The sequence below is a fragment of the Nocardia sp. NPDC004711 genome (assembly GCF_053601595.1).
In genome coordinates this window covers 25,358-50,770 of sequence record NZ_JBSGCB010000027.1, presented here as the reverse complement: position 1 = coordinate 50,770, position 25,413 = coordinate 25,358, and the positions used below count along the sequence as shown (strand labels likewise).

23 protein-coding genes are annotated in these 25,413 nt (G+C 69.7%); 13 read left to right on the top strand and 10 right to left on the bottom strand.

The window, feature by feature from the left end; genetic code table 11:
• Positions 1-8 precede the first annotated feature (8 nt).
• Complete coding sequence (locus tag ACWEKS_RS26680; protein WP_452342598.1) at positions 9-545, top strand: GNAT family N-acetyltransferase; 537 nt, start codon at positions 9-11, stop codon at positions 543-545.
• Here ACWEKS_RS26680 and ACWEKS_RS26675 read toward each other — a convergent pair.
• The 3 genes from ACWEKS_RS26675 to zapE form a co-directional block, all read right to left on the bottom strand.
• Complete coding sequence (locus tag ACWEKS_RS26675; RefSeq protein ID WP_452342597.1) at positions 521-2,338, bottom strand: ABC-F family ATP-binding cassette domain-containing protein; 1,818 nt, start codon at positions 2,336-2,338, stop codon at positions 521-523. The two genes, ACWEKS_RS26680 and ACWEKS_RS26675, sit on opposite strands and share 25 nt — an antisense overlap.
• Positions 2,339-2,624: 286 nt before the next feature.
• Positions 2,625-3,431: a tyrosine-protein phosphatase gene (locus ACWEKS_RS26670; RefSeq protein WP_452342596.1), complete on the bottom strand. Its 807-nt coding sequence runs from the start codon at positions 3,429-3,431 to the stop codon at positions 2,625-2,627.
• 153 nt (positions 3,432-3,584) lie between these two features.
• On the bottom strand, positions 3,585-4,607 hold the full coding sequence (zapE, locus tag ACWEKS_RS26665; protein ID WP_452342595.1) for a cell division protein ZapE: 1,023 nt from the start codon (positions 4,605-4,607) through the stop codon (positions 3,585-3,587).
• A 35-nt stretch (positions 4,608-4,642) separates the two neighbouring features.
• On the opposite strand from zapE, the gene ACWEKS_RS26660 reads away from it, so the two are divergent.
• From ACWEKS_RS26660 to msrB, 4 genes are all read left to right on the top strand, one after another.
• On the top strand, positions 4,643-5,416 hold the full coding sequence (locus ACWEKS_RS26660) for a pyrimidine reductase family protein (RefSeq protein ID WP_452342594.1): 774 nt from the start codon (positions 4,643-4,645) through the stop codon (positions 5,414-5,416).
• Positions 5,417-5,448: 32 nt separating this feature from the next.
• On the top strand, positions 5,449-7,011 hold the full coding sequence (locus ACWEKS_RS26655) for an alpha/beta fold hydrolase (protein WP_452342593.1): 1,563 nt from the start codon (positions 5,449-5,451) through the stop codon (positions 7,009-7,011).
• A gap of 178 nt (positions 7,012-7,189) precedes the next feature.
• Positions 7,190-8,476, top strand: coding sequence for a glycosyltransferase family 87 protein (locus ACWEKS_RS26650; RefSeq protein WP_452342592.1), 1,287 nt, complete (start codon positions 7,190-7,192; stop codon positions 8,474-8,476).
• Positions 8,477-8,485: 9 nt separating this feature from the next.
• Entirely contained in the window at positions 8,486-8,944 is a 459-nt protein-coding gene (gene msrB, locus ACWEKS_RS26645; protein WP_452342591.1) for a peptide-methionine (R)-S-oxide reductase MsrB, read from the top strand.
• 155 nt (positions 8,945-9,099) lie between these two features.
• On the opposite strand, the gene hemQ is transcribed toward msrB, so the two are convergent.
• Positions 9,100-9,795: a hydrogen peroxide-dependent heme synthase gene (hemQ, locus tag ACWEKS_RS26640; RefSeq protein ID WP_452342590.1), complete on the bottom strand. Its 696-nt coding sequence runs from the start codon at positions 9,793-9,795 to the stop codon at positions 9,100-9,102.
• 379 nt (positions 9,796-10,174) lie between these two features.
• On the opposite strand from hemQ, the gene ACWEKS_RS26635 reads away from it, so the two are divergent.
• Positions 10,175-11,125, top strand: coding sequence for a serine/threonine dehydratase (locus tag ACWEKS_RS26635; protein ID WP_452342589.1), 951 nt, complete (start codon positions 10,175-10,177; stop codon positions 11,123-11,125).
• A gap of 18 nt (positions 11,126-11,143) precedes the next feature.
• Here the strand turns inward: ACWEKS_RS26635 and ACWEKS_RS26630 are convergent, their stop codons facing one another.
• The 3 genes from ACWEKS_RS26630 to hemE all read right to left on the bottom strand — a co-directional run bounded on the left by ACWEKS_RS26630 (position 11,144) and on the right by hemE (position 15,232).
• Positions 11,144-12,409, bottom strand: coding sequence for an NADH:flavin oxidoreductase/NADH oxidase family protein (locus ACWEKS_RS26630; protein WP_452342588.1), 1,266 nt, complete (start codon positions 12,407-12,409; stop codon positions 11,144-11,146).
• 162 nt (positions 12,410-12,571) lie between these two features.
• Complete coding sequence (locus ACWEKS_RS26625) at positions 12,572-13,918, bottom strand: protoporphyrinogen oxidase (protein WP_452342587.1); 1,347 nt, start codon at positions 13,916-13,918, stop codon at positions 12,572-12,574.
• A 246-nt stretch (positions 13,919-14,164) separates the two neighbouring features.
• Positions 14,165-15,232 (bottom strand): uroporphyrinogen decarboxylase, encoded by a 1,068-nt coding sequence (gene hemE / locus ACWEKS_RS26620; protein WP_452342586.1) that lies wholly within the window; start codon positions 15,230-15,232, stop codon positions 14,165-14,167.
• Positions 15,233-15,306: 74 nt separating this feature from the next.
• On the opposite strand from hemE, the gene ACWEKS_RS26615 reads away from it, so the two are divergent.
• A complete protein-coding gene (locus tag ACWEKS_RS26615; protein ID WP_354836847.1) occupies positions 15,307-15,933 on the top strand; it encodes a DUF3000 domain-containing protein in 627 nt (208 codons plus the stop codon).
• Positions 15,934-16,135: 202 nt separating this feature from the next.
• The gene (locus ACWEKS_RS26610; RefSeq protein WP_452342585.1) at positions 16,136-17,380 is read left to right on the top strand and encodes an HRDC domain-containing protein; all 1,245 of its coding nucleotides are present in this window, start codon (positions 16,136-16,138) and stop codon (positions 17,378-17,380) included.
• Between the two features lie 274 nt (positions 17,381-17,654).
• Here the strand turns inward: ACWEKS_RS26610 and ACWEKS_RS26605 are convergent, their stop codons facing one another.
• Together ACWEKS_RS26605 and dxs are read right to left on the bottom strand one after the other, a co-directional pair.
• Positions 17,655-18,458: an enoyl-CoA hydratase gene (locus ACWEKS_RS26605; RefSeq protein WP_379385828.1), complete on the bottom strand. Its 804-nt coding sequence runs from the start codon at positions 18,456-18,458 to the stop codon at positions 17,655-17,657.
• Positions 18,459-18,585: 127 nt separating this feature from the next.
• Positions 18,586-20,532: a 1-deoxy-D-xylulose-5-phosphate synthase gene (gene dxs / locus ACWEKS_RS26600; RefSeq protein WP_452342584.1), complete on the bottom strand. Its 1,947-nt coding sequence runs from the start codon at positions 20,530-20,532 to the stop codon at positions 18,586-18,588.
• Between dxs and ACWEKS_RS26595 the strand changes: the two genes are divergently transcribed.
• Positions 20,417-21,049 carry a glutaminase gene (locus ACWEKS_RS26595; protein ID WP_452342583.1) on the top strand — a complete coding sequence of 211 codons (633 nt, stop codon included), beginning with the start codon at positions 20,417-20,419 and terminating at the stop codon, positions 21,047-21,049. The two genes, dxs and ACWEKS_RS26595, sit on opposite strands and share 116 nt — an antisense overlap.
• Here ACWEKS_RS26595 and ACWEKS_RS26590 read toward each other — a convergent pair.
• On the bottom strand, positions 21,040-22,533 hold the full coding sequence (locus ACWEKS_RS26590) for a UbiD family decarboxylase (RefSeq protein ID WP_452342582.1): 1,494 nt from the start codon (positions 22,531-22,533) through the stop codon (positions 21,040-21,042). The genes ACWEKS_RS26595 and ACWEKS_RS26590 overlap by 10 nt on opposite strands.
• 161 nt (positions 22,534-22,694) lie before the next feature.
• On the opposite strand from ACWEKS_RS26590, the gene ACWEKS_RS26585 reads away from it, so the two are divergent.
• The 4 genes from ACWEKS_RS26585 to ACWEKS_RS26570 all read left to right on the top strand — a co-directional run bounded on the left by ACWEKS_RS26585 (position 22,695) and on the right by ACWEKS_RS26570 (position 25,403).
• Complete coding sequence (locus ACWEKS_RS26585) at positions 22,695-23,621, top strand: LysR family transcriptional regulator (RefSeq protein WP_452342581.1); 927 nt, start codon at positions 22,695-22,697, stop codon at positions 23,619-23,621.
• Positions 23,622-23,714: 93 nt separating this feature from the next.
• Entirely contained in the window at positions 23,715-24,128 is a 414-nt protein-coding gene (locus ACWEKS_RS26580; RefSeq protein ID WP_452342580.1) for a DUF1707 SHOCT-like domain-containing protein, read from the top strand.
• 16 nt (positions 24,129-24,144) lie between these two features.
• A complete protein-coding gene (locus ACWEKS_RS26575; RefSeq protein ID WP_364618937.1) occupies positions 24,145-24,318 on the top strand; it encodes a hypothetical protein in 174 nt (57 codons plus the stop codon).
• Between the two features lie 68 nt (positions 24,319-24,386).
• On the top strand, positions 24,387-25,403 hold the full coding sequence (locus ACWEKS_RS26570; RefSeq protein WP_452342579.1) for a hypothetical protein: 1,017 nt from the start codon (positions 24,387-24,389) through the stop codon (positions 25,401-25,403).
• Positions 25,404-25,413: the final 10 nt, after the last annotated feature.

Sequence of the window (25,413 nt, the reverse complement as noted above, 5' to 3'; positions counted from 1 at the left end):
CTGGAGCGGTGAGCGATTCCGTAGCCATCACACCGGCGACCGCGGACGACGCCGGCGAACTCGCCGTCGTCGCCGCCGCGACCTTTCCGCTGGCCTGCCCGCCCGGATCCACACCCGAGGACATGGCCGCCTTCATCGCGGAGGTGCTGTCCGCGGACCGGTTCCGCGAGTATCTGGCCGATCCCGGCCGTGTGGTTCTGAAGGCGGTGCTCGGCGGCGAGATCGTCGGCTACGCACTGCTCAATGCCATGGAACCGGCCGATCCCGCGGTGGCGGAGGTCATCACCCTGCGCCCGGTGATCGAGCTCAGCAAGATGTACGTGCTGCCCGGCCAGCACGGCAGCGGGGTCTCGGCGGCGCTGATGCTGCGCGCGCTCGAGCACTCCCGGGCCGACAGCAGCAAGGCCGTGTGGCTGGGCGTGAACCAGCAGAACGCGCGCGCCCAGCGCTTCTACGGCAAACACGGCTTCACCGTCGCGGACACCAAGACCTTCACCGTCGGCAATCAGCTGCACCACGACTACGTCATGCTGCACGAATTCTGAAGCTCCAGGCGGCGACCCGCGAAGCGCTGCCGCATCCGGCGATCATGGGTCACCAGCACCACCGCGCCGGAGTAGCCGTCCAGGGCCTGCTCCAGATCCTCCACCAGGGCCGGGGACAGGTGATTGGTCGGCTCGTCGAGCAGCAGCAGATCCACCGGATCGGTGACCAGCCGCGCCAATTCGACGCGACGACGCTGGCCATAGGACAGCTCACCCACGCGCAGGCGCAGGTCGTCCGGCCGGAACAGGCCCAGCGCCAGCAGCGCCGCGGCATGCTCGTCCGGGCAGCCCGTCCGCCCGGAAGCGAACGCACCGAGCACCGTCAGCTCCGCCGGCCACGGTGACTCCTCCTGCCGCAGGTGCCCGACCCGCCCGCGCACCGTGACCTCGCCCGCCTCGGCAACCAGCTCCCCGGCCAGCAGCCGCAGCAGCGTGGTCTTGCCCGCGCCATTGGGACCGGTCACCAGCAACCGTTCACCGGCCTCGATCCGCAGGCCGTCCATGCGCAAACGGCCTTCCACCACAACCGAACTCATCTCGGCGACGGGCGGTACCACCACGGCTGCGACCACCCCGACGCTGTCGCCGGCGTCCGTCGGCGCAGTGCCGGTCGGTCCAGCGACGGCCGATCCAGCAACGGCCGATCCAGCAACGGCCGATCCAGCAACGGCCGATCCAGCAACGGCCGATCCAGCAACGGCCGATCCAGCGACGGCCGGTCCTGCGGCGGCTGGGAGGGGGTCGGTCGTGGATATCTCGGCGGTGAAGCGGAGCGGATCCGGTGGGGGCGCAATTGGATCCGCGGTCAGGCGGGAGACCCGCTCCTTGGCATTGCGGATGCGGGACTGGGCGCCGTGGCCGCGGCTGCGGGTTCGGAAGGGACCGGCGGCGAAGACCGCGAGCGGGAGCTTGCGCGGAATCGCTTCCAGGCGGACGACATTCGACTCGGCCAGTCGCTCGTTGCGGGCCAGTTCGGTGCGCCAGCGCTGGTGCGCGAGCTGCTGCCGGTGCCGCTGAGCGGCCTTGGCGGTGAGGTAGCCACGGTAGCCGTTGCCGTGGCGGGCGACCGCGCCCGCGTCCACCTCGAGCACGATGCTGGTGATGCGTTCGAGGAAGACGCGATCGTGGGTCACGGCCACCACGGTGCCGGAGTAGTCACGCAGCTGCCCCTCGAGCCATTCGACGGCATTGTCGTCGAGGTCGTTGGTGGGCTCGTCGAGCAGCAGCAACTCCGGCGCGGAGGCGAGGGTGGCCGCCAGCGCCAGGCGGCGGCGCTGACCGCCGGACAGCGTGCCCAGCAGGCGATTCCGATCCAGGCCGGGCAGGCCGAGCCCGTGCAGGGCCGCGTCCACCCGGGCATCGGCCTGGTACCCGCCGCGCGCCTCGAACCGGGCCGCCAGGGCGGTGTACGCCTCGAGGCGGCGGCCGAGCGGCCCGGGCGCGGCCAATTCGGCCTCGGCGGTGCGCATCCGGTCCTCCAGGTCGCGAATATCGCTGAGAGCCAGGTCGATTGCCGCGCCGACGGTGCCGGTGGGCGGCAGCTCCAGACTCTGGGCCAGGTAGCCGATGCCGCCCGGGGCCTGCACGACGACCTCGCCGTTGTCGGGGACTTCGCGACCCGCGATGAGCCGCAGCAGGGTCGACTTGCCGGCACCGTTGTCGCCGACCACGCCGGCCTTCTCACCGGACTTTATGGACAGGTTCACAGTGTCCAGCACGATGCGGTCGGCATAACGTCTGGTGACACCGGACAGGGTCAGCTGGGAGACGGCAGGTGTTCGGAGGGTGAGCACAGGGATCTCCTGTTCTCGGCTCGGCACGAGCCGGATGGGTGGAGCCCACGCGAAAATCGAACGCCGACAGGCGGATAGGCGTGGGAGGGGATTCGACGCGGAGCAAAGCTCAACGCGGCGAAGCGATCACAAGAACAGGAAACCGAAACCCATGAGGCCTGGAACGTTAACGGTACGACGCGGGGCCGTCAACCACTTTGTCGTGGATCACAAACGTGGATCACAAAGGAGAACGCCGGGCGGTAAGAACCACCCGGCGTTCGCCATCACATCGTGAACGACCTTGTCAGGCCAGCAGTTTCGCCTTCAGCGCGGCCACGTCCGCGTCGGAGAGCTTCAGGCCCTCGCGCACGTAGTTGTCGAAGCTGCCGTAGCTCTTGTTCACCTGGTCGAAGGCCGAATCCAGCGCCGAGGCGGTGACGCCGTTCATCATGTCGCCGTCCTTGGCGCCCCGGTAGTAGTTGGACAGCAGGTAGTCGTAGTAGACCGTGTCCTTGTCCACACCCAGGATGGTGAGCAGCACCGCCGAGGTCCAGCCGGTGCGGTCCTTGCCCGCGGTGCAGTGGAACAGCACGCCGCCCGGGTTGTAGGCGATGTCGCGCAACACGTTCGCGAAGCCCTCGTTCGCGCCCGGCGCGGTGATGAAGGCGCGATACAGGTCGGTGCCCGCGGACAGGGTCGAGACCATCACCTGCGGCGGAGCCTGGCCGATGATGTCGTCGTGATGCTCGGCGGCGCCGGCGGGGACCTTGTCCACGCCCATGAACAGCTGCTCGTAGCTGGTGCGCAGATCGTGGATGGACGCCACGTTCAACGACGCCAGCTCGGCCAGGTCGGCGCCGGTGGCCTTGCTCAGATCGCCGGTGCGGAAGACCAGACCGGTACGCACGGTGTGGCCGTCGACGGTCCGGTAGCCGCCGGCGTCCCGGGCGTTGAGCACGCCGGTCAGCCCGAGGGCACGGTGGTCGGTGTTGACGAGCACGCTGCCGGTGGCGGCGGGCGGGTCGGCGGCGAAGGCGGTCGCCGCCGACCCGAGGCTCGCGGACAGTGCGATGGTGACCACCGCGGCAGCTTGGACAGCACGGTTACGCAAGGTAGATCTCCTTCCGGGGCCGAAAACCGAATCCGGCCCGGCTTTCACTGACCCTCGGAATTTATTACCTAAGGAAACTATGAGAGAAACCGGGTCCTACCTGGCGGTTGCACCTGAGCCAAGGCCGGCGGTCACGCGTGCGCCGGACCTGCGTTACGCGTTAGCCGGGGCTTCGAACCGCGACAGCGCCAGCAGACGCGAGATCGCGCGCAGGTACTTCTTGCGGTAGCCGCCGTCGAGCATCTCCTGGGTGAAGATCTGATCCAGCTTCGCGCCCGAGATGGTGACCGGGATGCCCGCGTCGTACAGACGGTCGGCGAGCACCACGATGCGCAGCGCGACCGCCTGATCGGTCACCGGGTGCACATCCGAGATGTACACGGCCGAGACGTCGTGGATCAGGGCGCCGTAGCGGGACGGGTGCAGCGTGCTCAGGTGCTTCACCAGCGCGTCGAAGTCGTCGAGCGTGGAACCCGGTGTGGCGGCGGCCTTCTCGGCCAGCAGCTCGGGAGCGGTGGGCTCCGGGGCAGGCGGCAGATCGCGGTGCCGGTAGTCGGGGCCGTCGACACGGACGGCCTCGAACAGGGCGCCCAGCTTCTTGATCTCGCGCAGGAAGTCCTGGGCAGCGAAGCGGCCCTCACCCAGCTGGCCCGGCAGGGTATTGGAGGTGGCGACCACGGAGACGCCGCGGTCGGTCAGCTCGGTGAGCAGGCGCGAGACCAGCATGGTGTCGCCCGGATCGTCGAGTTCGAACTCGTCGATGCACAGCACGCTGTTGGCCGCGAGCCGCTCGACGGCATTGTTGAAGCCCAGCGCGCCAACCAGATTGGTGACCTCACCGAAGGTGCCGAAGGACTTCGGCTCCGGCACGCTGTGGAAGATCGAGGCCAGCAGGTGGGTCTTGCCCACACCGAAGCCGCCGTCCAGGTACAGGCCGATGCCGTGCACCGGCTTCTTCTTGCCGAACAGGCCCTTCTTGTCCGCGGCCTTGCGGAGCTTGGTCACCTGATCCGCGAACAGCTCGGCCTTCAGCACGGCCGCGGCCTGGGACGGTTCCTTCGGATCCGGGATGTAGGAACCGAAGCTCACCTCGTCGAAGGTGGGCGGGGGAACCATCTGGGCCACGAGCTGGTCTGCCGGAACCTCCGGGTGGCGATCGACGAGGCGTTGTTGCACGGCGTCAGCGTAGATGCGTGGTGGGATGGGTCCTTATGCAGCGTATGCCGAATGCGATTCAGCTCACAGATCTCACCCGCGACGACCTGGTCGAGTTGTACGCGTATCCGGTCGAGCCATCCGCACCCTACGTTCGAGTCAACTTCGTCACCAGCATCGACGGCGCGGTCACCGTCGACGGGCGCTCCGGCGCGCTGGGCACGCCCGCCGACAAACGGGTCTTCGGGCTGCTGCGGGATCTGGCCGACGTGGTGCTGGTCGGGGCCGGGACCGTGCGCGCGGAGAACTACGGTGCGGCACACACCGATCCGGAACTCCGCAAGCGGCTGCACGAGGAGGGGCTCGGCGGCGATCCGGACGGGACGCCGCCGCGCATCGCGGTCGTCACCGGGTCCGCGGCGCTGGATCCGGCGAGCAAGCTGTTCACCGACACCGGGGCGCGGCCGATCATCCTCACCACCACCGCCGCGCCCGGCGACCGCACGAAGCGGCTCCTCGACGCGGGGGCCGAGGTGATCGAATCCGACCCGAACGAAGCCACCGTGACCGCCGTCCGCACCGCACTGGAGCGTCTCGGGCTGCGGCGGGTGCTGTGCGAGGGCGGGCCCTCACTGTTCGGCCAATTCCTGACCGCCGGGGCCGTGGACGAGCTGTGCCTGACCGTATCCCCGCAGCTGGTGGGCGGGACCGCGGGCCGAATCGCGGTGTCCCCCAAGGCCCTGCCCACCCCGATGAGCCCCTGCCACCTGCTGCTCGACACCGACGGCACGATCCTGACCCGATGGGAACGCGCGCAGACCCGAGGCTGAAACCGCGTGCCGGACCTGGCAGGCTGTAGCGCATGCGCTGGACTCGGGCCGCTCTGCTGGCGTCGACACTGTCGATATTGGTGACCACCGCGTGTGGGGCCGGGCCGTCCAACCGGCCCGCCGTCGCCGTGGAACAGCCGCACCAGGCCGGAGTCGCCACCTCCACCGCGCCCGCCGACGCCACCCCGCCCGCACCCGAGGTGCCCAAGGCCGACCTGGCCTGGAAGGACTGCACCGCACCGACATTGAACCTGCTGTCGCTGGGCGCGCCGCCGCAGGGACTGGTGCTCGAATGCGCCGAATACACCTCGCAGGTGGACGTGGCCGGAAATGTGGCGGGCAACTTCCGCAACGCGGCCATGCGGGCCCGCTACGACCGGACGCCCAAGGACGCCGCGCCGCTCATCCTGACCTCCGGTTCCGACCGGTCCTCGACGGCCACCCTGGCCGGGCTCGCGGCCGGGCCCGCCAGCGCGCTGCTGGCCGCGCGGCCGATCATCGCGGTGGACCGGCGCGGCATCGGCAGCTCCCAGCCGGTGACCTGCATGACCGATCCGCAGCGCAAGGCCATCGCCGATCAGACCCAATTCACCCGGGGCGCAACCGATGCCGTGGACACCATGAGCACCGCCGGGCGCGACGCCACCGTCGCCTGCCTGGACTTCCTGGCCCCGGCCCAGGCCACCTTCGACGCACCACACGCCGCGGACGACCTCGAGCAGCTGCGCAAGCAGTTGCAGGTGGACCATCTCGCGCTGCTCGGCACCGGAACCGGCACGAACGTCGCGTTGAGCTACGCACGGAAATACGGACAGCACCTGGGCCGACTGGTGCTGGACTCGCCGCAGGGAGTCGGCACGGACGCCAACGGGCGCGCCGAGCAGCGGGTCAAGGGACAGGAGGCCGCGCTCACCGCTTTCGGGCAGCGGTGCGCGTCGCTGAACTGCTCGCTCGGGAGCGACCCACGGGCCGCCGTCGTCGACCTGATGAACCGGGCCGGCGCCGGACAGCTCGGCGACCTGTCGGCCTCGGTGCTGGTGACCACCCTGAGCGGCTTCCTCGGCGACTCCCGGGCGACCGGCAACGCGCAGATCACCGAATTCGCCGACGCCCTCAGTGCCCTCGGCAAGGGCGACCACGTCCCGATCACGCCGTTCCTGCTGCGCGCCGCCGCGGGGATCGCCACCGACGGTCAATTCGTCAACCGCTGCAGCGACAACCACGAGCCCTCCACCCCCGACAAGGCCAAGGAGCTCGAAACGACCTGGGGCACACAGTATCCGGTGTTCGGTAAGGTCGCGGCCATCGACCTGATGGCATGCTCGGCCTGGCCCGCCGCCACCCCCATGACCCTGCCCGACAAGCTGAACCTGCCGGTCCTGGTCCTCGGCGGCAGCGCCGACCCCGTCACCGGCCAGGACGGCCGGCCCACCGTCACCGGCGCGCTCGGCGCGGCGGGTGCGCGCACCGCCACCGTCGTCTGGCAGGGTTGGGGGCACCCGACCTTCGCCCACTCCGGCTGCGCCCAGCAGTCCCTCGCCGACTACCTGAAGGACGCCACGCTGCCCGCCGACGGCACCGCCTGCCCGGCCTGAGTACACACCTGTGAAGTGACGCCGGTCACTACTCGACGGAGCGCGGAGTGTGCTTGACCGGCCCGAGCATTCGAGGCGGGCCGGGGTTTCATCCGACCGGCGGGCATGGTGTGTCCCGCACAACGCATTAAGCGGGTCGGCGCATGTGTGACGCGGGGATTCGGTGTACCGTGCCCGAGTGTTCCTTCGACAGCTCGAGCCCCGCACCGCTCGCACCACCGCCGAGGTACTGAATTTCGCACTGTGGCCGCTCGCGATCCTCACCGTGTTGCACCGGGTGTTCATCAACGCTGTCAACTACCACATCACCAATGACTTCACACCGGTGTACAACGCGTCCCTCGCGTTCCTCAACCACCGGCCCGTGTACAACGCGAACTTCAGCTCGACCGATCCGGCCTATCTGTATCCGCCCAGCGGCACGCTGCTCATCTCACCGCTGGCCTTCATCGATCCGGAGAAGTCGCGGTGGGCCTTCATCCTGGTCAATGCGATGGCCCTGCTGCTGGCCTGGTATCTGCTGCTGAAGCTGTTCAACTACACGCTGAACTCCGTCGCCGCGCCCGCGCTGCTGCTGGCCATGTTCGTCTCCGAGACGGTGACGAACACACTGGCCTTCACCAATATCAACGGCTGCCTGTTCATGGCCATGCTGGTGTTCATCCACCTGCTCCTGAAGCGCCGGGACCTGTGGGCCGGTGTGGCCTTGGGGCTGACCATCGCGGTGAAGGGGCCATTGCTGGCGCCGCTGCTGCTGATTCCGCTGGTCCGCGGGCAGTGGAAGGTGTTCATCACCGCCCTCGGCATCCCGGTGGCACTGAACCTGCTGGCCTGGCCGCTGATCGTGGACTACAAGCAGTTCTGGACCCACACGCTGCCGTACCTGTCGGAGGCCCGGGACTACTTCAACAGCGCCATCGTCGGCAATGCCGGGTACTACGGTGTCGCCGAGTGGCTGACCTGGACCATGCGTATCACCGTCGGCGTCCTGGTGTTGATCTCGCTGTGGCTGCTATACCGGTACTACCGCGAGGACGAGGTGTTCTACATCTGCAACACCTCCGGCATCCTGATCACCGCGGCCATGCTGCTGGGTCCGCTGGGCCAGATGTACTACTCGATGTTCCTGTTCCCCATGCTGATGACCGTGGTGTTGCGCAACTCGCTGCTGCGCAACTGGCCCGCGTGGGTGGCGATCTTCGGATTCATGTCCTACGACAAGTGGCTCTCGGACCGCTGGCAGAGCATCGGCCGCGATCTGGAGTACCTGCGCACGACCTTCGGGTGGGGGCTGCTGCTGATCGTGGTGTTCTGCGTGCTGGGCGACCGCTATCTCGCCGCCCGTCGCGAAGGCCGCCTCGAGGTCGGCACGTCCCTGGATCCGAAGTGGATGCACCCCGAATGGGTGGCCGACGAACCCGAGGTCACCATCGCGCCCCGGACGAAGGCGACCGCCTCGTATTAGCGTGGAGCCATGAGTTCCGATGCTGACAGCTCCACGGGGACCGAGGGTCTGCCCGTCCCGCGTATCCAGCTGACCCCGCAGGAATGGCGGACCAAGCTGACCCCGGACGAATACCGGGTACTGCGCGAGGCGGGCACCGAGCGGGCGTTCACGGGCGAATACACCGACACCGAGACCGAGGGCGTCTACTCCTGCCGGGCGTGCGGGGCCGAATTGTTCCGCAGCGCCGAGAAGTTCCACTCGCACTGCGGGTGGCCGTCGTTCTTCGATCCGGCGAAGTCGGAAGCCGTGCTGCTGGTGGAGGACAACTCGCTGGGGATGCGGCGCGTCGAAGTACTGTGCTCGAACTGCCACAGTCATCTGGGGCACGTGTTCGAGGGCGAGGGATATCCCACGCCCACGGACAAGCGCTACTGCATCAACTCGATCTCGCTCCGATTGCACCCCTCGGACAGCGCAGCTGAGTGAGTCGCAGAAACACTATGGGGCATGCGTGATTTCGCGCATGCCCCGAATTATGCGGGCAACACACCGGCGACCTTCCCGCTAACGACATCGGGCCCGGCCGCGGTATGCGGCCGGGCCCGATCTCCGTGCGGGTCGCTACGGGAGTGTGCAGGTAGCTACGGCAGTGCGGCGATGAGCTGCTCGAGCTCCACGCGCGGGCCGGTGAAGAACGGAATCTCCTCGCGCACATGGCGACGCGCCTCGGTGGCACGCAGGTCGCGCATGAGGTCGACGATGCGGTGCAGCTCGGGGGCCTCGAAGGCCAGGATCCACTCGTAGTCGCCCAGGGCGAACGAGGCCACGGTGTTGGCGCGCACGTCCGGGTAGTCGCGGGCGGCCTTGCCGTGGTCGGCCAGCATCTTGCGGCGCTCCTCGTCGGGGAGCAGGTACCAGTCGTAGGAGCGCACGAACGGGTAGACACAGATGTAGTTGCCCGGCTCCTCGCCCGCGAGGAAGGCGGGGATGTGGGACTTGTTGAACTCGGCGGGGCGGTGCAGGGCCGCATTGCTCCAGACCGGGTTGGAGATCTGGCCCAGCTCGGTGACGCGGCGGAAGTCGGCGTAGGCGGCCTGCAGATCCTCGATCTGCTCCGCGTGCCACCAGATCATGAAGTCGGCGTCGGCGCGCAGGCCGGCGACATCGTAGATACCGCGCACCACCACGCCGCGCTCCTCGAGCGAGTCGAAGAAGGCCCGCGCCTCCTTGATCGCCGCCTGGCGATCCTCGCCGAGCACGCCGGGCTCCACCTGGAACACCGAGAACATGAGGTAGCGGATGGTGTCGTTGAGGGCCTTGTAGTCGAGTCGCGCCATGGCCTCCATCGTGCCACTGCGCCCGAACCCGCCCGAAATGGGGCACGGCGGACCGCGTGATTCGGCTCGCACTGCGTGATTCGGCTCGCGCCGGCGGCCCAGGAGGCGATGCGGCGGCGGCGCGAAAGATTATCAGCCAGTTGGGGTTCGGTGAGCCGCGACCGCAGGTTCCGGCCCAGCCAGGGGCGCGGGCCGCGCAGCATGACCAGTCCGGATAGCCGGTGCGCAGCCGGTACCAGGCGGTGAAACGCTGCTCGATGGAGTGCGCCGCCCACTACAGTGGAACAAGGGGGTCCATCGGCTCGGGGGTGTTCCGTGAGCCGTGCCGTGCGCCGCGCGGCGGGAAGAGGATCCAGCGACGGAAACGAAAGAAGCGCCAGTGCATCCGACATATGGGGACGTGACAGCGGCGGCCGACCGAATCGCCGGCCACACCCGCCCGGTGGTCCTCGCCCGCGCGGACGCCGACACCGTCCCGGTGGCCGGCGAGGTCTGGTTCGCGCTCGAGCACATGCAGCACACCGGCAGCTTCAAGGCGCGCGGGGCGGCGAATTTCGTACTGGCACAGCGGGAACAGGGGCTGCTGCCCAAGGTGGGGATCACCATCGCCTCCGGCGGGAACGCCGGGGTGGCGTGCGCGTGGGCCGCCCGGCTGGTCGACTCCACCGCCACCGTGTTCCTGCCCGACTCCGCACCCGCGGTGAAAGTGGCGCGGCTGCGGGCACTGGGGGCGCAGGTGCTGTGCGGCGGCGACGCCTACGCCGACGCGGCCGCCGAATGCGAGCGCTTCGCCGCGGTCAGCGGGGCGCTGCGCTCACACGCCTACGACGACCCCTATATCGCGGCGGGCGCGGGAACACTGCTCGACGAAATCGTCTCGCAGGTACCGGAACTCGACACCGTGGTGGTCGCGGTCGGCGGCGGCGGGCTGCTGACCGGAATCACGGTGTCGGCCAATCATCACGGCGTGCGGGTGGTGGCGGTGGAACCCGAACACTGCCGTGCCTTCCACGCGGCGGTCGAGGCCGGGGAACCGGTGGACGTCGAAATCGACTCCGTCGCAGCCGATTCCCTCGGCGCCCGTCGCGTCACGCCCATGGCCCTGTCCGCCGCGAACGCGGGCGATGTCCGCTCGGTCCTGGTCAGTGACAAGCAGATCATCGCCGCCCGCCAAACCCTGTGGGACTGCCGCCGTGTCGCCGTCGAGCACGGCGGTTCCACTGCCCTGGCCGCCCTGCTGTCGGGCGCCTACGTCCCCGCCCCCGGCGAACGGGTGGCGGTCATCGTCTGCGGCGCGAACACCGATCCGATCGACCTGGTAGCCCGCTGATGCCGCGGTGACGGAGGGTCAGCGTCCGGTGTCGGCCGGGGCGGGATGGGCCGGACGGGACTGGAGCCAGGAACGGTAGCGGCGGAGGGCGCGCCCCTGCACGATCTGGTCGGACAGCAGGGCCTGGACGGGACCGGTTGCGGGACGGGGGTTCCGGCCGCGAGCCATGCGGCGCATGTGGTGCCGAACCACCGCCATACCCGCGGCGGACGCGAGGGCCTTGTTCGACCAGGTGATGGGCTTCGGGGTGGCGTCGGCCCCGAGATCGTCGCGCCAGCGGGCGGGGAGGTCCGGGGTGATGGACAGGGCGGTGCCCATGCCGATCACCGCCACGCCGCTCGCCAGGACGTCCTGGGCGGTCTGGAGGCGGGTGATGCCGCCGGTGAGCATGAGCGGAATCGGGCTGGTGGCAACCAGTTCCGTCGCCAGCTCCAGGAAATAGGCTTCGCGAGCCTGCGTCCGGCTGTCGGCGGGGCGGCCGGTCATGGCGGGGCTTTCGTAACTGCCGCCCGACACTTCGACCAGGTCGACGCCGAGGGGCGTGAGCAGGGCGATCACCCGGCGGGCGTCGTCGGCGTCGAAGCCGCCGCGCTGGAAGTCGGCGGAGTTCAGTTTCACCGCGACCACGAACCGGGGCGACACGACCACGCAGATCGCGCGCACCACCTCGAGCAGAAGCCGCGCCCGGTTCTCCAGCGAGCCACCCCACTCGTCCGTGCGGTTGTTGACCAGCGGAGACAGGAACTGCGACAGCAGATAGCCATGTGCGGCATGGATTTCCACCCCGTCGAACCCGGCCTGTTCGGCGCGGCGCGCGGTGGTGGCGAACCGGGCGATGGTGTCCTCGATCTGAGCCTTCGTCATCGCGACCGGACGGCCGAACCGGCTGCTGAGCCGGCCCAGATCGACCGGGATATCCGACGGACCCCACACCACGCCGGGCTGGTTGGCCGCGACCTGGCGGCCCGGGTGACTGATCTGCATCCACATGGCCGCACCCGCCGCCTTGCCCGCCCGCGCCCATTCCGCGAACGGTTCCAGCGGCGCGGCGTCATCGAGCACGATGCCGCCGGGTCCGGTGAGCGCCTCGGCGTGCACCATCACATTGCCGGTGATCAGGGCGCCCGAGCCGCCCGCTCCCCACCGTCGGTAGAGCGACACGAGATGGTCGTCGGGTAATTGCCCGTAGCCGGCCATCCCCTCCTCCATGGCCGCTTTCACGATCCGGTTGGCCAGGACCGCGCCCGATCGCAGTACCAGCGGCGAGAACAAATCACTCGTCATCGGGCAATCCACCTCCAAATGTTGACTGCGCTTACATAATGTGCGCAGCGCTAACATAGGGGAAGGATGTAGGCAGCGTCAACACTGGTTGGATCGAAGACATGCCGACCTCGATCACGGCGACCGCGAGGGCCCTCGACGAGCGAGGTCCCGGGGAGTGGGTCAGGAGAGCTGCGCGATGATGCGGGCGGCGGCCTTGGTGCCGGTCGCGGCGCAGGCGGGGACGCCGACGCCGTCGAGGTAGGCGCCGGCCAGGGCCAGGCCGGGGAGGTCGGCCGTGGCGGAACGCAGGTCGGCGATGCGGGTGGTGTGGCCGGGGGCGTACTGCGGAAGGCCGCCGGGCCAGCGCTGGACCACGGCCCGCAGGGGGCGGATGTCGGCGGCGGTGACGGTGGTGAGATCTTCGACAGCGGCGGTGATGAGGTCGTCGTCGGACCAGGACAGCGGAGCCGGGTCGCCGAAGCGGCCGAAGGAGACGCGGACCAGGGCCACGTCACGGGCGGCCAGGTGCGGCCACTTGCGGCTGGAGAGGGTGAAGGCCTTGGCGCGCAACGGTTCACCGGTAGCGACGAGGATGCCGGAGTTGTCGGGCAGGGCGGTCTCGGGCGGCAGGGCCAGGGCCACCACCGCCGAGGAGGCCAGGTCGATTCCAGCGGCCAGCTCGGCGGCCTCCGGGGCCACCGCGCGCAGGAGCTCCGCGGTCACCGGGGCAGGGGTCGCGAGAATCACAGCGTCGACGTCGCCGACCGGGTCGAGCCGCCAGCCCTGTGCGGTGCGGGCGAGAGTGGTGACCGCCGTACCGGTTTCGGCCTTCACATCGGCGGCGGCGCGCAGCGCGTCCAGCAGGACGCGGTAGCCGTCGCGGATGCCGCCGAACACCGGCGTGGTGCTGGGCGGGGGCAGGGCCTCGGACACGGCCCGGGTCAGGCTGGCCGCGCCGCGATCCAGGGCGGCGGCCAGCGTCGGCAGCGCGGCCCGCACGCCGATCGAATCCGCAAGTCCCGCATACACTCCCCCGAGCAGCGGATCCACGCTGCGCCGGACCACCTGCTCCCCGAAGCGATCCCGCACCAGCTCCCCCACCGACACGTCCCCGCCCCGCTCCCACCGCAGCGGCCGGGACGGCTCCGCCGCAACGGTGGCCAGGGTCTGCGCATCCACCAGCCCCGCAACCGATTCCGGCGCGGCGGGGATGCCCATCAGCGTCCGCTCGGGCAGCCGATGCCCCACCCCTTCCGACCACACCAGCGGCCGCTTGCCCGCGGGATGAACGAGCTGCTCCGCAATCCCCAACTCCCCCATCAGTTCCGGAATCTCGGGCCGCCGGCCCACAAACGCCTCGGCCCCCAGATCGACCGGATCCCCCTCGATCTGCACGGTCCGCAGGATCCCCCCGACCCGATCCCGCCGCTCCACGAGGATCAGTTCCGCCGACTCCCCGAGCGCCTTCCGCAGCCGATACGCGGCCACCAGCCCACTGATGCCGCCACCGACAACCGCGACCCGCATCGACAACTCCTCGCCACTCGCCGAACGCCGCGACCACACGAGCCCGCGGCCCGCGACCCGCACCTCGACCTCGAGCCGCCCCGAGCCAACCTACTCCCGCCGCCCGTCGCGCCTACGCCGCCCTCCCGGAGCTCACCTGGGCGGGCCGGCGCATCCGCTGGGCATTCGACGGTATCGGTGACCTCGACCACAGCGCGGCCACCAGCCGCGGCCGGGCCCCGACGGCCAGCGCCTTCGAGGTGCTGGTCAGAGCGGGAGCGGGAGGCTGTGGATCAGGGCGACGGTCTCGGTGATGACACCGGGGTCGGTGTTCGGGAGGACGCCGTGGCCGAGGTTGAAGATGTGACCTTTGGCGCCCAAAGTGATTGCCTCGTCGGCTTCACGGGCGATGCGGCGCACCTCGGCGTCGATCGCCGCCGGGCCCGCGAAGAGCACGGCCGGATCGAGGTTGCCCTGCAACGCTTTTCCGGGGCCGACCCGGCGCGCGGCCTCGTTCAGCGGAATCCGCCAGTCGACGCCGACCACGTCCGCGCCCGCTTCGCCCATGGCGCCCAGCAGTTCTCCGGTGCCGACGCCGAAGTGGATGCGCGGCACACCCGCGGACGCGATCTCGGTGAAGACCCGTTCCGAGTGCGGCAGAACGTATTCCCGGTACTGGGCCAGGCTCAGCGCGCCCGCCCAGGAGTCGAACAGCTGCACGGCGTCCACGCCCGCATCGATCTGGGCGCGCAGGAATTCGATGGTGATGTCGGTGAGCACGCCCAGCAGCTGGTGCCAGGTCTCTGGGTCGGCGAGCATCATCGCCTTGGTGCGCTCGTGGTTCTTACTGGGCCCGCCCTCGACCAGGTACGACGCCAAAGTGAACGGGGCACCGGCGAATCCGATGAGCGGGGTGTCACCGAGCGCGTCCAGCAGCAGCTTCACACCGGCGGTGACCGCGCCCACCTCCTCGGCGCGCAGGCGCGGCAGCGCACGCACATCGGCGACGGTGCGCACCGGATTCGCGACCACCGGGCCGACGCCGGCCACGATGTCGAGATCGATACCGGCGGCCTTGAGCGGAACCACGATGTCGGAGAAGAGGATTGCCGCGTCCATCTGGTGGCGGCGGATCGGCTGCATGGTGATCTCGCACACCAGCTCCGGATCGAAACACGATTCCAGCATGCCGATTCCGGCACGCACCTCGCGATACTCCGGAAGGGACCGACCAGCCTGTCTCATGAACCACACCGGACGCCGATGCGGCACGCCACCGGTGGCGGCGGCAAGGAACGGGGCATCGGTCAGCAGGCGTCGGGTGTGAGTACTCATCACCGCCCATCGTAAAGGGGGCCCGGCGGCGCGCCTCGCACTACTCGGCACCGGAGGGGTCTACGGTGCCTTTCGTGACACCGCTCGACTTCCGCGACGGCGCTGCCCCCACCCCGGAGCCCGAAGAACCAGCCCGGTTCCGCGCCGCGGTCGAGGCCATGGGAACCGCATCTGTGCATCCTCGAATCGAGCTGGCACCGATCCGCCCGCCGCAGCGCCTCGCCCCGTACTCGTACGCCCTAGGCGCGGAAGTCACGCGACCCGATACAAATGTGGTGCCCGTCGACTCCGAGGGCGACGCGTTCGGCCGGCTGATCCTGCTGCACGACCCGGCCGGGCAGGAAGCCTGGCACGGGGTGTTCCGTCTGGTCGCCTACATCCAGGCCGACATCGACTCCGCCCTCGCCGCCGACCCGCTGCTGCCGGAGGTGGCGTGGAGCTGGCTGGTCGACGCGCTGGACTCGCGCACCTCCTTCACCGCCCTCGGCGGCACGGTCACCGCTACCAGCTCGGTGCGCTACGGCGACATCGCCGGGCCGCCACGCGCGCACCAGCTCGAACTGCGCGCCTCCTGGACCGTGTCCGACACCGTCATGCGGCCGCACGTGGAAGCCTTCTGCGAGGTGCTCGCCTACGCGGCCGGACTGCCGCCCGCGGGGGTAACCCGGCTGGACGTGCGCCGGGACGAGAGCACCGAATAATTGGGCGCGAGATCGGGACGGCCGATCCGCGAATTCCCGCGCCGGTCGCCCGAAAATCCCCTCTCGCCTGCGAGAACATCTGTACTGCAACGAAATCGACGGCCGCCACGTACGATTCCCCATGGCCCGACGCAGTGTCACGGCCGGTCGTTTCACCGACGTGACGCGGCCCGCCAATGCCCAACCCGTAGAGTTCAAGACCATGTCCGTACCAGATGAACCCGAAGCCACTGCCGCGGTACCGTTGCTCGCGCCAGTGGACGGTGTGCCGCCGGTACTGGACTCCGCCGCCGCGGTGGCCGCAGCCGCCAACCGGCTCGCCGCCGGAACCGGACCGCTCGCGGTCGACGCCGAGCGCGCCTCCGGCTTCCGCTACTCCAATCGCGCGTACCTGATCCAGCTGCGGCGCGAGGGTGCGGGCACCTTCCTGATCGACCCGATCCCGGTGGACGGGGAGCTCACGCCGCTGGCCGAGGCGATCAACGATCTGGAGTGGGTGCTGCACTCCGCGGATCAGGATCTGCCCGGGCTGGCCGAACTCGGGCTGCACCCGGCCCGGCTCTTCGACACCGAACTCGGCGGCCGCCTCGCGGGTTACGAGCGCGTGGGCCTGGCCGCCATGGTGGAGAAGCTGCTCGGCCGCGAGCTGCGCAAGGGCCACGGCGCGGCCGACTGGTCCACCCGGCCGCTGCCCGACGACTGGCTGAACTACGCGGCCCTCGATGTCGAGCTACTCATCGAGCTGCGCGACGCGGTCGCCGCCGACCTGGCCGAGCAGGGCAAATCCGAGTGGGCCGCAGAGGAATTCGAGCACGTCCGCACCGCGGAGCCGGCCGGCCCCAAGGCCGACCGCTGGCGGCGTACCTCCGGCATCCACACCCTGCGCCGTACCCGCCAGCTCGCCATCGTCCGCGAACTATGGACGACCCGCGACCGCCTGGCCCGCCTGCGCGACGTGGCCCCCGCCCGTATCCTCCCGGACTCGGCCATCGTGGCCGCCGCCACCAACGAGCCCAAGTCCATCGCCCAGCTGCGCACCCTGCCGATCTTCGGCGGCCCCCGCCAGCGCCGCTACTCGCGCGAATGGCTCGGCGCGGTGGAACGCGCCCGCACCCTCCCCGACAGCGAACTCCCGCCGCTCACCCAGCACTTCGACGGCCCGCCCCCGGTCAACCGCTGGGAGCGCCGTGACCCGGCCGCCGCCGCCCGCCTGCAGTGCGCCCGCGCGGCCATGACCGACCTCTCCACCGAGGTGTCGGTCCCGGTCGAGAACCTGCTCACCCCGGACCTGCTGCGCCGCATGTGCTGGGACGGGCTGCCCAAATCGGTCGCCAACGGTGAAGCCCCGACCCTCATCGAGGGCTACCTCGCCGCGGGCGGGGCCCGCCCGTGGCAGCGTGCTCTGACCGTCCCGCGCCTGAGCGAAGCCCTCTACCCGAAGAGCTGACCCCGGGAATATCGCCCAAGAAAGTTGGGCCACAAGGGTTTTCTCGACCGGCACCTTCCCTCACGCTCATCGGCGTCATCCCGTTCATGGCATCCCCGCCGACAGTGATCCCGGTGTCCGTGGTCGCCGCGCCACCGGGATCACCTGTCCCACAGCAGCCACCGCTGCAGGGCACCTGCGTCGGATCCGGCAGCGGCGGTCCGCTCGGCTCCGGCAGCGCGGACCCGCTCGGATCCGGCACTCAGAACGCGCCGGGCGCGCGGCGGCCGTTCGCTCAGTCCTGGAATTCGGGTGGGCGGCGGTCGCGGCGGGCTCGGATGGCCTCGTCGAAATTGTCGGTGGTGAGGCGGACGTAGAGCTGGGCCATGCCCTCGTTCTGCATGTGGGATTCGAAACTGCCCGCCTCCAGGCCACTCCACAGCAGGCGCTTGGTGAGCTCGCCGCCGACCCGGCTCCAGCGGATGATCTGGTCGGCGGTGTCGTAGGCGGCCTCGAGGAGTTTGTCGCCGGGGACGACGCGGGAGACGATGCCGATGCGCTCGGCTTCCGCGGCGTCCACATCGCGGCCGGTGAGCATGATCTCGAAGGCGCGGGTGGAGCCGATGGCCCGCGGCAGCGTGTAGCTGATGCCGAGTTCGGCCGAGGTCAGGCCGTTGTTGATGCCCGCCGCGCGGAAATAGGCGTCCTCCGAGGCGATTCGGATATCGGTCCCCATGGCCAGGCAGAACCCGCCGCCGATGGCCGCGCCGTTGATGGCGCTGATCACCGGCTGGTGCATCCGCTTGATCGTGAGCATCACATTGTTCAGCAGCTCCATCGAGCGCCGCGCAATACTGGTGCGCGTCAACCCCTCTACCCCCGGCACCTTGCCCGCGTGCTGCAGATCCGCGCCCGAGCAGAACCCGTGCCCGGCGCCCGTGAGCACCACCACGCGCACCTCGTTGTCGGCCGCCACGCCCTCGAGGGTCTCCCGCAGCGGCACCATCACGTCGAACGCCATGGCGTTCATCCGGTCCGGCCGGTTCAACGTGACCAACGCGATCCCCGGCCGCGGCTTCTCGACAAGCACAAACGACATCCGAACTCCCGTCCCGAAACTGTAACCTGTTTCAGAATCTACGCGAGAACCCCAGCTCCGTATAGAAAGAAGGGCCCGCGATCGGATGATCGCGGGCCCGTCACGAGCGGAGTGTCACTCGGCGGTGCTACTCGGCCGCCGGGAGCAGGGCCTGTTCGATCTCGCTGCCGGAGGCATCGGCGGCGCCGAGCCACACGTGCACCCGCTGGGCCACCTCGCCCGGAGTGAGGCCGAGATCCTGGTGGATCTTGGCGCGGGAGGAGTGGTCCAGGAAATGCTGGGGGACGCCGAGGTCGCGGGTCGGAACGTCGACGCCCGAACTGCGGAGCCGGGCGGAAACGGTGGAGCCGATACCGCCGTGCAGGCCACTGTCCTCCAGAGTGACCACCAGGCGGTGGTTCTCGGCCAGCTTCACCACGGTGTCGGAGACCGGGAGGACCCAGCGCGGGTCGACCACGGTCACCGAGACGCCCTCGGCCTCCAGCAGATCCGCGACCTTGAGCGCGAGGTCGGCGAAGGCGCCGACCGCGACCAGCAGGACATCGGCGCGCACCGAGTACGCGGCAGCGTCTTGCACGTCGGGCAGGCGCAGCACATCCACGCCCTCGAAGCGTTCCACCGCCGGAATCTCTTCGATCGCAGGACCCTTGGGGAAGCGGATGGCGGTGGGCCCGTCGCTGATGTGCAGGGCCTCCCCCAATTCCTCACGCAGGCGGGCGGCGTCGCGCGGGGCCGCGACCCGGATGCCGGGGATGATGCCCAGCACCGACAGGTCCCACATGCCGTTGTGCGAGGCGCCGTCGTCGCCGGTGATGCCGGCGCGATCGAGCACCAGGGTCACCGGGAGCTTGAGCAGCGCCACATCCATGAGCAGCTGATCGAAGGCCCGGTTGAGGAAGGTGGAGTAGATGGCCACCACGGGGTGCAGACCGCCCAGGGCCATACCGGCCGCGGAGGTCATGGCGTGCTGTTCGGCGATGCCGACGTCGAACATGCGCTCCGGGAAGCGATTTCCGAACGGGGTCAGACCGGTCGGCCCCGGCATGGCGGCGGTGATCGCCACGATGTCGTCACGCTGCTCGGCCTGGGCGATGAGCTCCTTGGAGAACACCGAGGTCCAGCTCGGCGCGGACGGGCCACCCAGCGGCTCACCGGTCTCCGGGTCGATCTGGTTGATGGCGTGCATCTGATCGGCCTCGTGGTCCTCGGCCGGCTTGTAGCCGCGACCCTTCTGCGTCACCGCGTGCACGATGACCGGACCACCGAAGTCCTTGGCCCGCCGCAGCGCAGCCTCCAGCTGTACCGGATCGTGCCCGTCGACCGGGCCCACATACTTCAGCCCGAGATCGCTGAACAGCTCCTGCGGCGCGACCGCGTCCTTGATGCCGGTCTTGATGGCGTGCAGCATCGAGTACGCCGAATCCCCCACGCGCGGAATGCTCTGGACGATCCGCTTGGTGGCGTCGAGCGCGTGCTCGTAGGCGGGCTGGGTGCGCAGCCCCGCGAGCCGCTCGGCGAGCCCGCCGATGGTCGGCGCGTAGGAGCGGCCATTGTCGTTGACGACCACGATGACCGAGCGGTCCGGCCCGGCGGCGATATTGTTCAGCGCCTCCCAGCACATGCCGCCAGTGAGCGCGCCGTCACCGACGACCGCGACCACATGCCGCTTCTGCCGGGTCAGCGCGAACGCCTTGGCGATGCCGTCCGCGTAGGACAGCGAGGCCGACGCGTGCGAGGACTCCACCCAGTCGTGGGCGCTCTCGGCCCGGCTCGGGTACCCCGACAGCCCGCCCTCTTTGCGCAGCGTGTCGAACCCGTCCTTGCGGCCGGTAAGGATCTTGTGCACGTAGGCCTGATGCCCGGTATCGAAGATGATCGGGTCGGCCGGCGAGTCGAAAACCCGGTGCAACGCGATGGTCAGCTCCACGACGCCGAGGTTCGGCCCCAGGTGCCCGCCGGTGACGGCGACCTTCCGCACCAGGAACTCACGAATCTCCTCGGCCAGCTCGTGCAGCTCCGGTACCGACAGCCGACGCAGGTCCTCGGGCGTGTCGACCCGGGAAAGCACTCCCACGGCTATTGCTCCCTCCGGATGTCTCCTGTGTTTGCAACAGTCTACGGAGCCCATTCCGGCCCCCGATGCCAGGAACGAAACGCCACCTGCAACATCCGTAGCAGATGTGAGGCTCAACACAGATTTCGCCGGTTACGGTGGCCCAGAGGGTCCGTCCGGCGGCGTGGTCGCCCGCATCATCGACGAAGTGTACGAGCTGTGCCGGGCCGACACGTCGGGAACGCCGGCCGACCACATTCCGGAACTGGCGGCAGTACAACCCGATTCATTCGGCATCTGCCTGGCTACCGCGGACAGGCCGGTCTACGGCAGCGGAGATCCGGACGCCGCCTTCACGATTCGGTCGATTTCCGGGCCGTTCACGTATGCGCCGGCCCGCTGCCTGTACACAGGCCGATGCCGCCGTGCGCGCGGTCGGCGCACGGCGGCATCTGGCCCGCCTCGGGCCGAGCCTCGTCCGACACCCCTCGTCCGGTCGCACGACGCCGCCCGTAGTCGTTCCCGCGATCAGCGGTAGCCGTACTCCTGCCAGCGATCCAGGACGCGCTGCTGGATCTCCGCGGGCCAGCCGTTCTCGAAGCTGCCCTTGATCGGGCGGCGGCCCTGCGGGAAGTGATCGGCCAGCAGGCAGTTGTAGATCACCTTGCCCGCCATGAAGGAATGTGCTTCCTCCGGCGAGAGGTAGACCGCGAGCTGATCGGAAACCGCTGCCGGATAATGGAATTCACCGCGCTCGACATCCGGGTGGGAGCGGGTGGCGAAGGCCCACACCACCTCGTCGATATTCGTGATGTCGACATCGTCCTCGACCACCAGGATCTTGGGCGCGTTGACCGACGGCTTGCCGGTGAAGATGATCTTGGCGATCTGGTCCACCAGCTCGTGCGAGCCCAGGCCGGTGCTCTCGTGCCAGTCCTGCCGGACCGCCAGGGTCAGCCAGTGCACCGCGGCCTCGAAGTTGTACCAGGCCGAGGAGATCGGCAGTCCGGCCTGCCGCAGCAGGTGAAGGATCTCGGCGGCACTGGTGGTGCCGATGATGGTGTGGTCCTCCTCCACCGGCGGGCCCGCCGCCACGGTCGGCTGGATCGCGCCGTCGCGGTGGGTGATCGCCGAGACGTGGAAGACCGCCTTGGGGCCGGCCTCGGTGGCGTTGTAGCCGGGGAACTCGTTGAACGGGCCCTCCATGACCGTCTCGTCGAGCGCGATGTGACCCTCGATCACGATCTCGGCGGTCGCGGGCACCAGCAGATCGACGGTCTCGGCCGGGACCAGTTCCAGGCCCTCGCCGAAGAGCGCGCCCAGGTAATGGGTTTCGTCCTCGCCCTCGGGAATCGGCATGCCGCCCACCCACGGCAGGCCCGGCTCGACGCCGATGGCCAGTGCGATCGGCATGGGCTCGCCGATCTCGGTCCACTTCGAGCGGATGATGCCCAGGTGCTGGGGTCCCGGGATCAGGCAGGCCAGGGTGTTCCGGTCGTGGATCATCATGCGGTTGATCGACCAGTTGGTCCACGAGCCGTCGGGTGTCTTGACGATGTTCATCCCGTAGGTCTGGATGTAGCGGCCGCCGTCATTGCCGTGCAGCTTCGGGGTCGGGAAGACGAACAGGTCGATGTCGCCGCCGAGCATGACGTTCTCTTTGCAGGGCGCGGCCGCGCGGTCCACCACCACCGGCGGGATGCCCGGCTTGGCGCGCGCCTCGGCGAGCACCTCCACGATCTGCTGACCGGTGGCGTCGGCGGGCAGGCCCAGCGCCAGCGCGATGCGCGCCAGCCGGTGCTGCGGACCCGAGAGCGCGCCGGGTGCGCCGAGCACCCGGAAACCACTGTCCTGATATCCGGTGATATTGGTGAACAACGGCGCGGGGGCCCGCAGATCGTAGGAGCGGCGAATGATCGCGCCGATCTCCAGATTCCAGTCGACCTCGGTGTCGATGTGCTGGACCTCACCGATGGCGTCGAGCGCCTCGATGAACTCGCGCAGGCTCTTCAAATGCGGCACAGGGGTTTTCCTTAGCGTCGGGTGTTCGCCGGTGTCGGGTGCTCAGGACGATGCCGCCCATCTCGGTGACCGCGGCAAGTCGACGCGATCTACTCACCGGCTCAGCATCCGTCACGTGTCGGATAGCCATCAACGCCGAAATCCGCGAAGATCGATAAGAAATGCTGATCGAAGACTCGCCTCGAGAAACCCGCGTCGACCCGGCCGAACTGGAAGCGTTCGTGGTCCTCGCCGAAGAACTGCACTTCGGCCGGACCGCCGACCGCCTCGGACTGTCCCAGCCCCGGGTCAGCCAGCTGATCCGCAGCCTGGAGCGCCGCGTCGGCCGCCGCCTGGTGGAGCGCACCAGCCGCCGGGTCACCCTCAATCCGCTGGGCGAGCATCTGCTGGCCCGGGCCCGCCCCGCCTTCCAGGAGCTGCAGCGGGCCTTCGCCGAAACCCGCACCGCGGCACGGGGTCTGCGCATCGGATTCCTCGGGCCCTACGCGTCCACCCTGGACACCGCACTGACCGGATTCCGGGCCCGCCATCCGGAATGCCAGGTCACGCTGACCCAGCTGGCGTGGACCGACATCTTCGGCCCGCTGCGGCGCGGCGAGGTGGACATCCAGATCTGCCTCGCCCCGGTCGAGCAGCTCGGCCTGACCGTCGGGCCGGAGGTGGGCGTGTTCCCGCGGCTGCTGGCCATCGCCCGCAGCCATCCGTGGGCCACCCGCGACCGCGTCGACGTCGAGGATCTGGCCGAATTGCGGGTAATCGGACCGCATCCGGATGTCGCGCCCGAATTCGCGCGCGCCTTCTGGCCTCCGGCCACCACCCCGGGCGGGCGGCCCATCCCGCGGGTCGCGCCCGCGCGCACCGAACCCGAGATGCTCACCGCGGTCGCCCACAACAACGCCGTCTTCGCCACCACCACCGCCATGCCCACCTACTTCACTCATCCGGAGGTGACATTCGTCCCGCTCACCGGCCTGCCCGACGCACGGGTCCGGCTGGTGTGGCGCACCGACACCGACCATCCCAAGGTCGACGAATTCGCCGGGCTGGCCGCTGGACAGCCCGCGGCGGGCCTACGTCAGCAGGCGTAGCCGGGATTACGCAAACACGTGCAGGCGCGCCGCCGCGAACGCGCCTACGCTGGCGGACAACGAGATTGCTTCCCTCCCCCGAGGTGGATTGTCATGACCGATTTCGATCCCGCGGTCTACGGACCGTCCACCGTCCGCGTCGGTACCGCGGAACGCGAGCAGGCCGCCGCCGCACTGGGCGAGCATTTCGCCGCCGGCCGGCTCGACATCGCGGAATACGACGAGCGGGTGGGCCGGGCATACGCGGCCAAGACCGCGGGCGAGCTGGCGGTGCTGTTCGGCGACCTACCCCGGCCGCAACGGCCCGCGCCGCAGATCCCGGCCCCGCCGCCCGCCCCGCGCCGCCCGCTGCCGGTGGCCCCGATCGGTGCGGCCGTGCTGCTGCTGTTCATGATCGCGTTCGCGGCGACCACCCACTTCTTCCCCTTCTTCCTGTTCCCGGTGCTGTTCTTCGTCTTCGCACGCGGGCGGTACGGGTATCGCGGTCCGCGCTACCACCGCATGTGAGGGCTAGGGTGAATTCGTGGGCGTCATAGGCGAACTGTTCCCCGGCAAGAAGCTGCAGGACGAGGGCAGCGAGGACGGCAGCGGCGAGGGCCACCGGCCCCGGGTCAGCCTCGATCTGGACGCCGGGGTGATCCGGGTGTCCCCGGCCCGGCCGGATCCCGGCCCGGACGCGCCCGCGTCGCAGGGCTAGGACACACCCGATAGGGTCGGGCTTCGACCAAGCCGAGGCGGCTCGGTGCGGCCGGAGGGTGAAAACACGTGACCGACAACAATGATCACTGGGCGAACCCCCACGGCGGGCCTCATGGTTGGGGTTATCCCGATGCGGGACAACAGGACTGGGGTTACCAGGGCGAGGCACCGCAGCCGACCGAGTATCCGGGCTTTGCCGCGCAACTGCCCCCGGGGTACCAGCTCGCGCCTCCGCAGTACATCACCGGCCAGCAGCCCCAGTACGTCACCGGACAGCAGCACCCGTACGTCACCGGTCAGCATTCCGTCCCGAATTATGCGGGGCAGCAACCGATTCCGGGCTACGCGTCGCCATCCGCACCCGGCGGCGGGCCCCGTCGCACCCTGCTGATCCTCGCCGCGCTGGCCGCGGTCATCGTGCTGGCCGGCGGCGGTATCGCGGCGTACGCGCTGACCCGGGACTCCGCCGGCAGCGGCACCACCGCCGCGCCCGGCACCACCGCCGCGCCCTCGGGCGGGCCGTCCGCCACCGGGCCGTCCCGGTCCGGCGCACCCAAGCCCGGCAGCACCACCGTGGTCGCCCCGGCACTGGGTATCAGCTACGACGTGCCCGCCGGGTGGACGATCGCCGAGCCCACCGATATCACCGTGCAGACCGGGACCGACGGCTCGGTCATCGGGCACGCCAAGTCCACCGAGGGCAACGACTACTGCGCGGGCTCGGCGTATCGGACCCTCGCCTTCGTCGCCCACGTGGACGGCAGCGATCCCGCCGCCGCGGCCGTCAAGGTGGCGAGAATCTCGGCGGAGAGCGGCTATTCGGACGCGACCGGCGGCAACCAGGGCGCGCCGGCCGCGGTCACCACCGCCAGCGGCATCACCGGCCAGCAGGTCGAGACCTCCGGCAGCTGGCAGCCGGGCGCGCCGGGCTGCACCACGACCAGCTACTCGATCTACACCTTCGCGTTCGCCGGCCCGAACAAGGCGCTGCTGGTGCTGGCCGTCCTGGCCGACCGCGGCACCCAGGGCGAACTCACCGCCGACCGGGCCGCGCAGATGATCGCCAGTCTCCGTACCTCCTGACCCGCACCGA

Excerpts from the sequence above, each read along its gene's own strand:
- hemQ (WP_452342590.1), bottom strand. The coding sequence starts at position 9,795 with ATGGCGCGACTCGACTACAAGGCCCTCAACGACACCATCCGCTACCTC.
- hemE (WP_452342586.1), bottom strand. The coding sequence starts at position 15,232 with ATGAGTACTCACACCCGACGCCTGCTGACCGATGCCCCGTTCCTTGCC.
- ACWEKS_RS26630 (WP_452342588.1), bottom strand. The coding sequence starts at position 12,409 with ATGACGAGTGATTTGTTCTCGCCGCTGGTACTGCGATCGGGCGCGGTC.
- ACWEKS_RS26625 (WP_452342587.1), bottom strand. The coding sequence starts at position 13,918 with ATGCGGGTCGCGGTTGTCGGTGGCGGCATCAGTGGGCTGGTGGCCGCG.
- ACWEKS_RS26585 (WP_452342581.1), top strand. The coding sequence starts at position 22,695 with ATGCTGATCGAAGACTCGCCTCGAGAAACCCGCGTCGACCCGGCCGAA.
- ACWEKS_RS26610 (WP_452342585.1), top strand. The coding sequence starts at position 16,136 with ATGTCCGTACCAGATGAACCCGAAGCCACTGCCGCGGTACCGTTGCTC.
- ACWEKS_RS26655 (WP_452342593.1), top strand. The coding sequence starts at position 5,449 with ATGCGCTGGACTCGGGCCGCTCTGCTGGCGTCGACACTGTCGATATTG.
- msrB (WP_452342591.1), top strand. The coding sequence starts at position 8,486 with ATGAGTTCCGATGCTGACAGCTCCACGGGGACCGAGGGTCTGCCCGTC.
- ACWEKS_RS26580 (WP_452342580.1), top strand. The coding sequence starts at position 23,715 with ATGACCGATTTCGATCCCGCGGTCTACGGACCGTCCACCGTCCGCGTC.
- ACWEKS_RS26660 (WP_452342594.1), top strand. The coding sequence starts at position 4,643 with ATGCAGCGTATGCCGAATGCGATTCAGCTCACAGATCTCACCCGCGAC.
- ACWEKS_RS26605 (WP_379385828.1), bottom strand. The coding sequence starts at position 18,458 with ATGTCGTTTGTGCTTGTCGAGAAGCCGCGGCCGGGGATCGCGTTGGTC.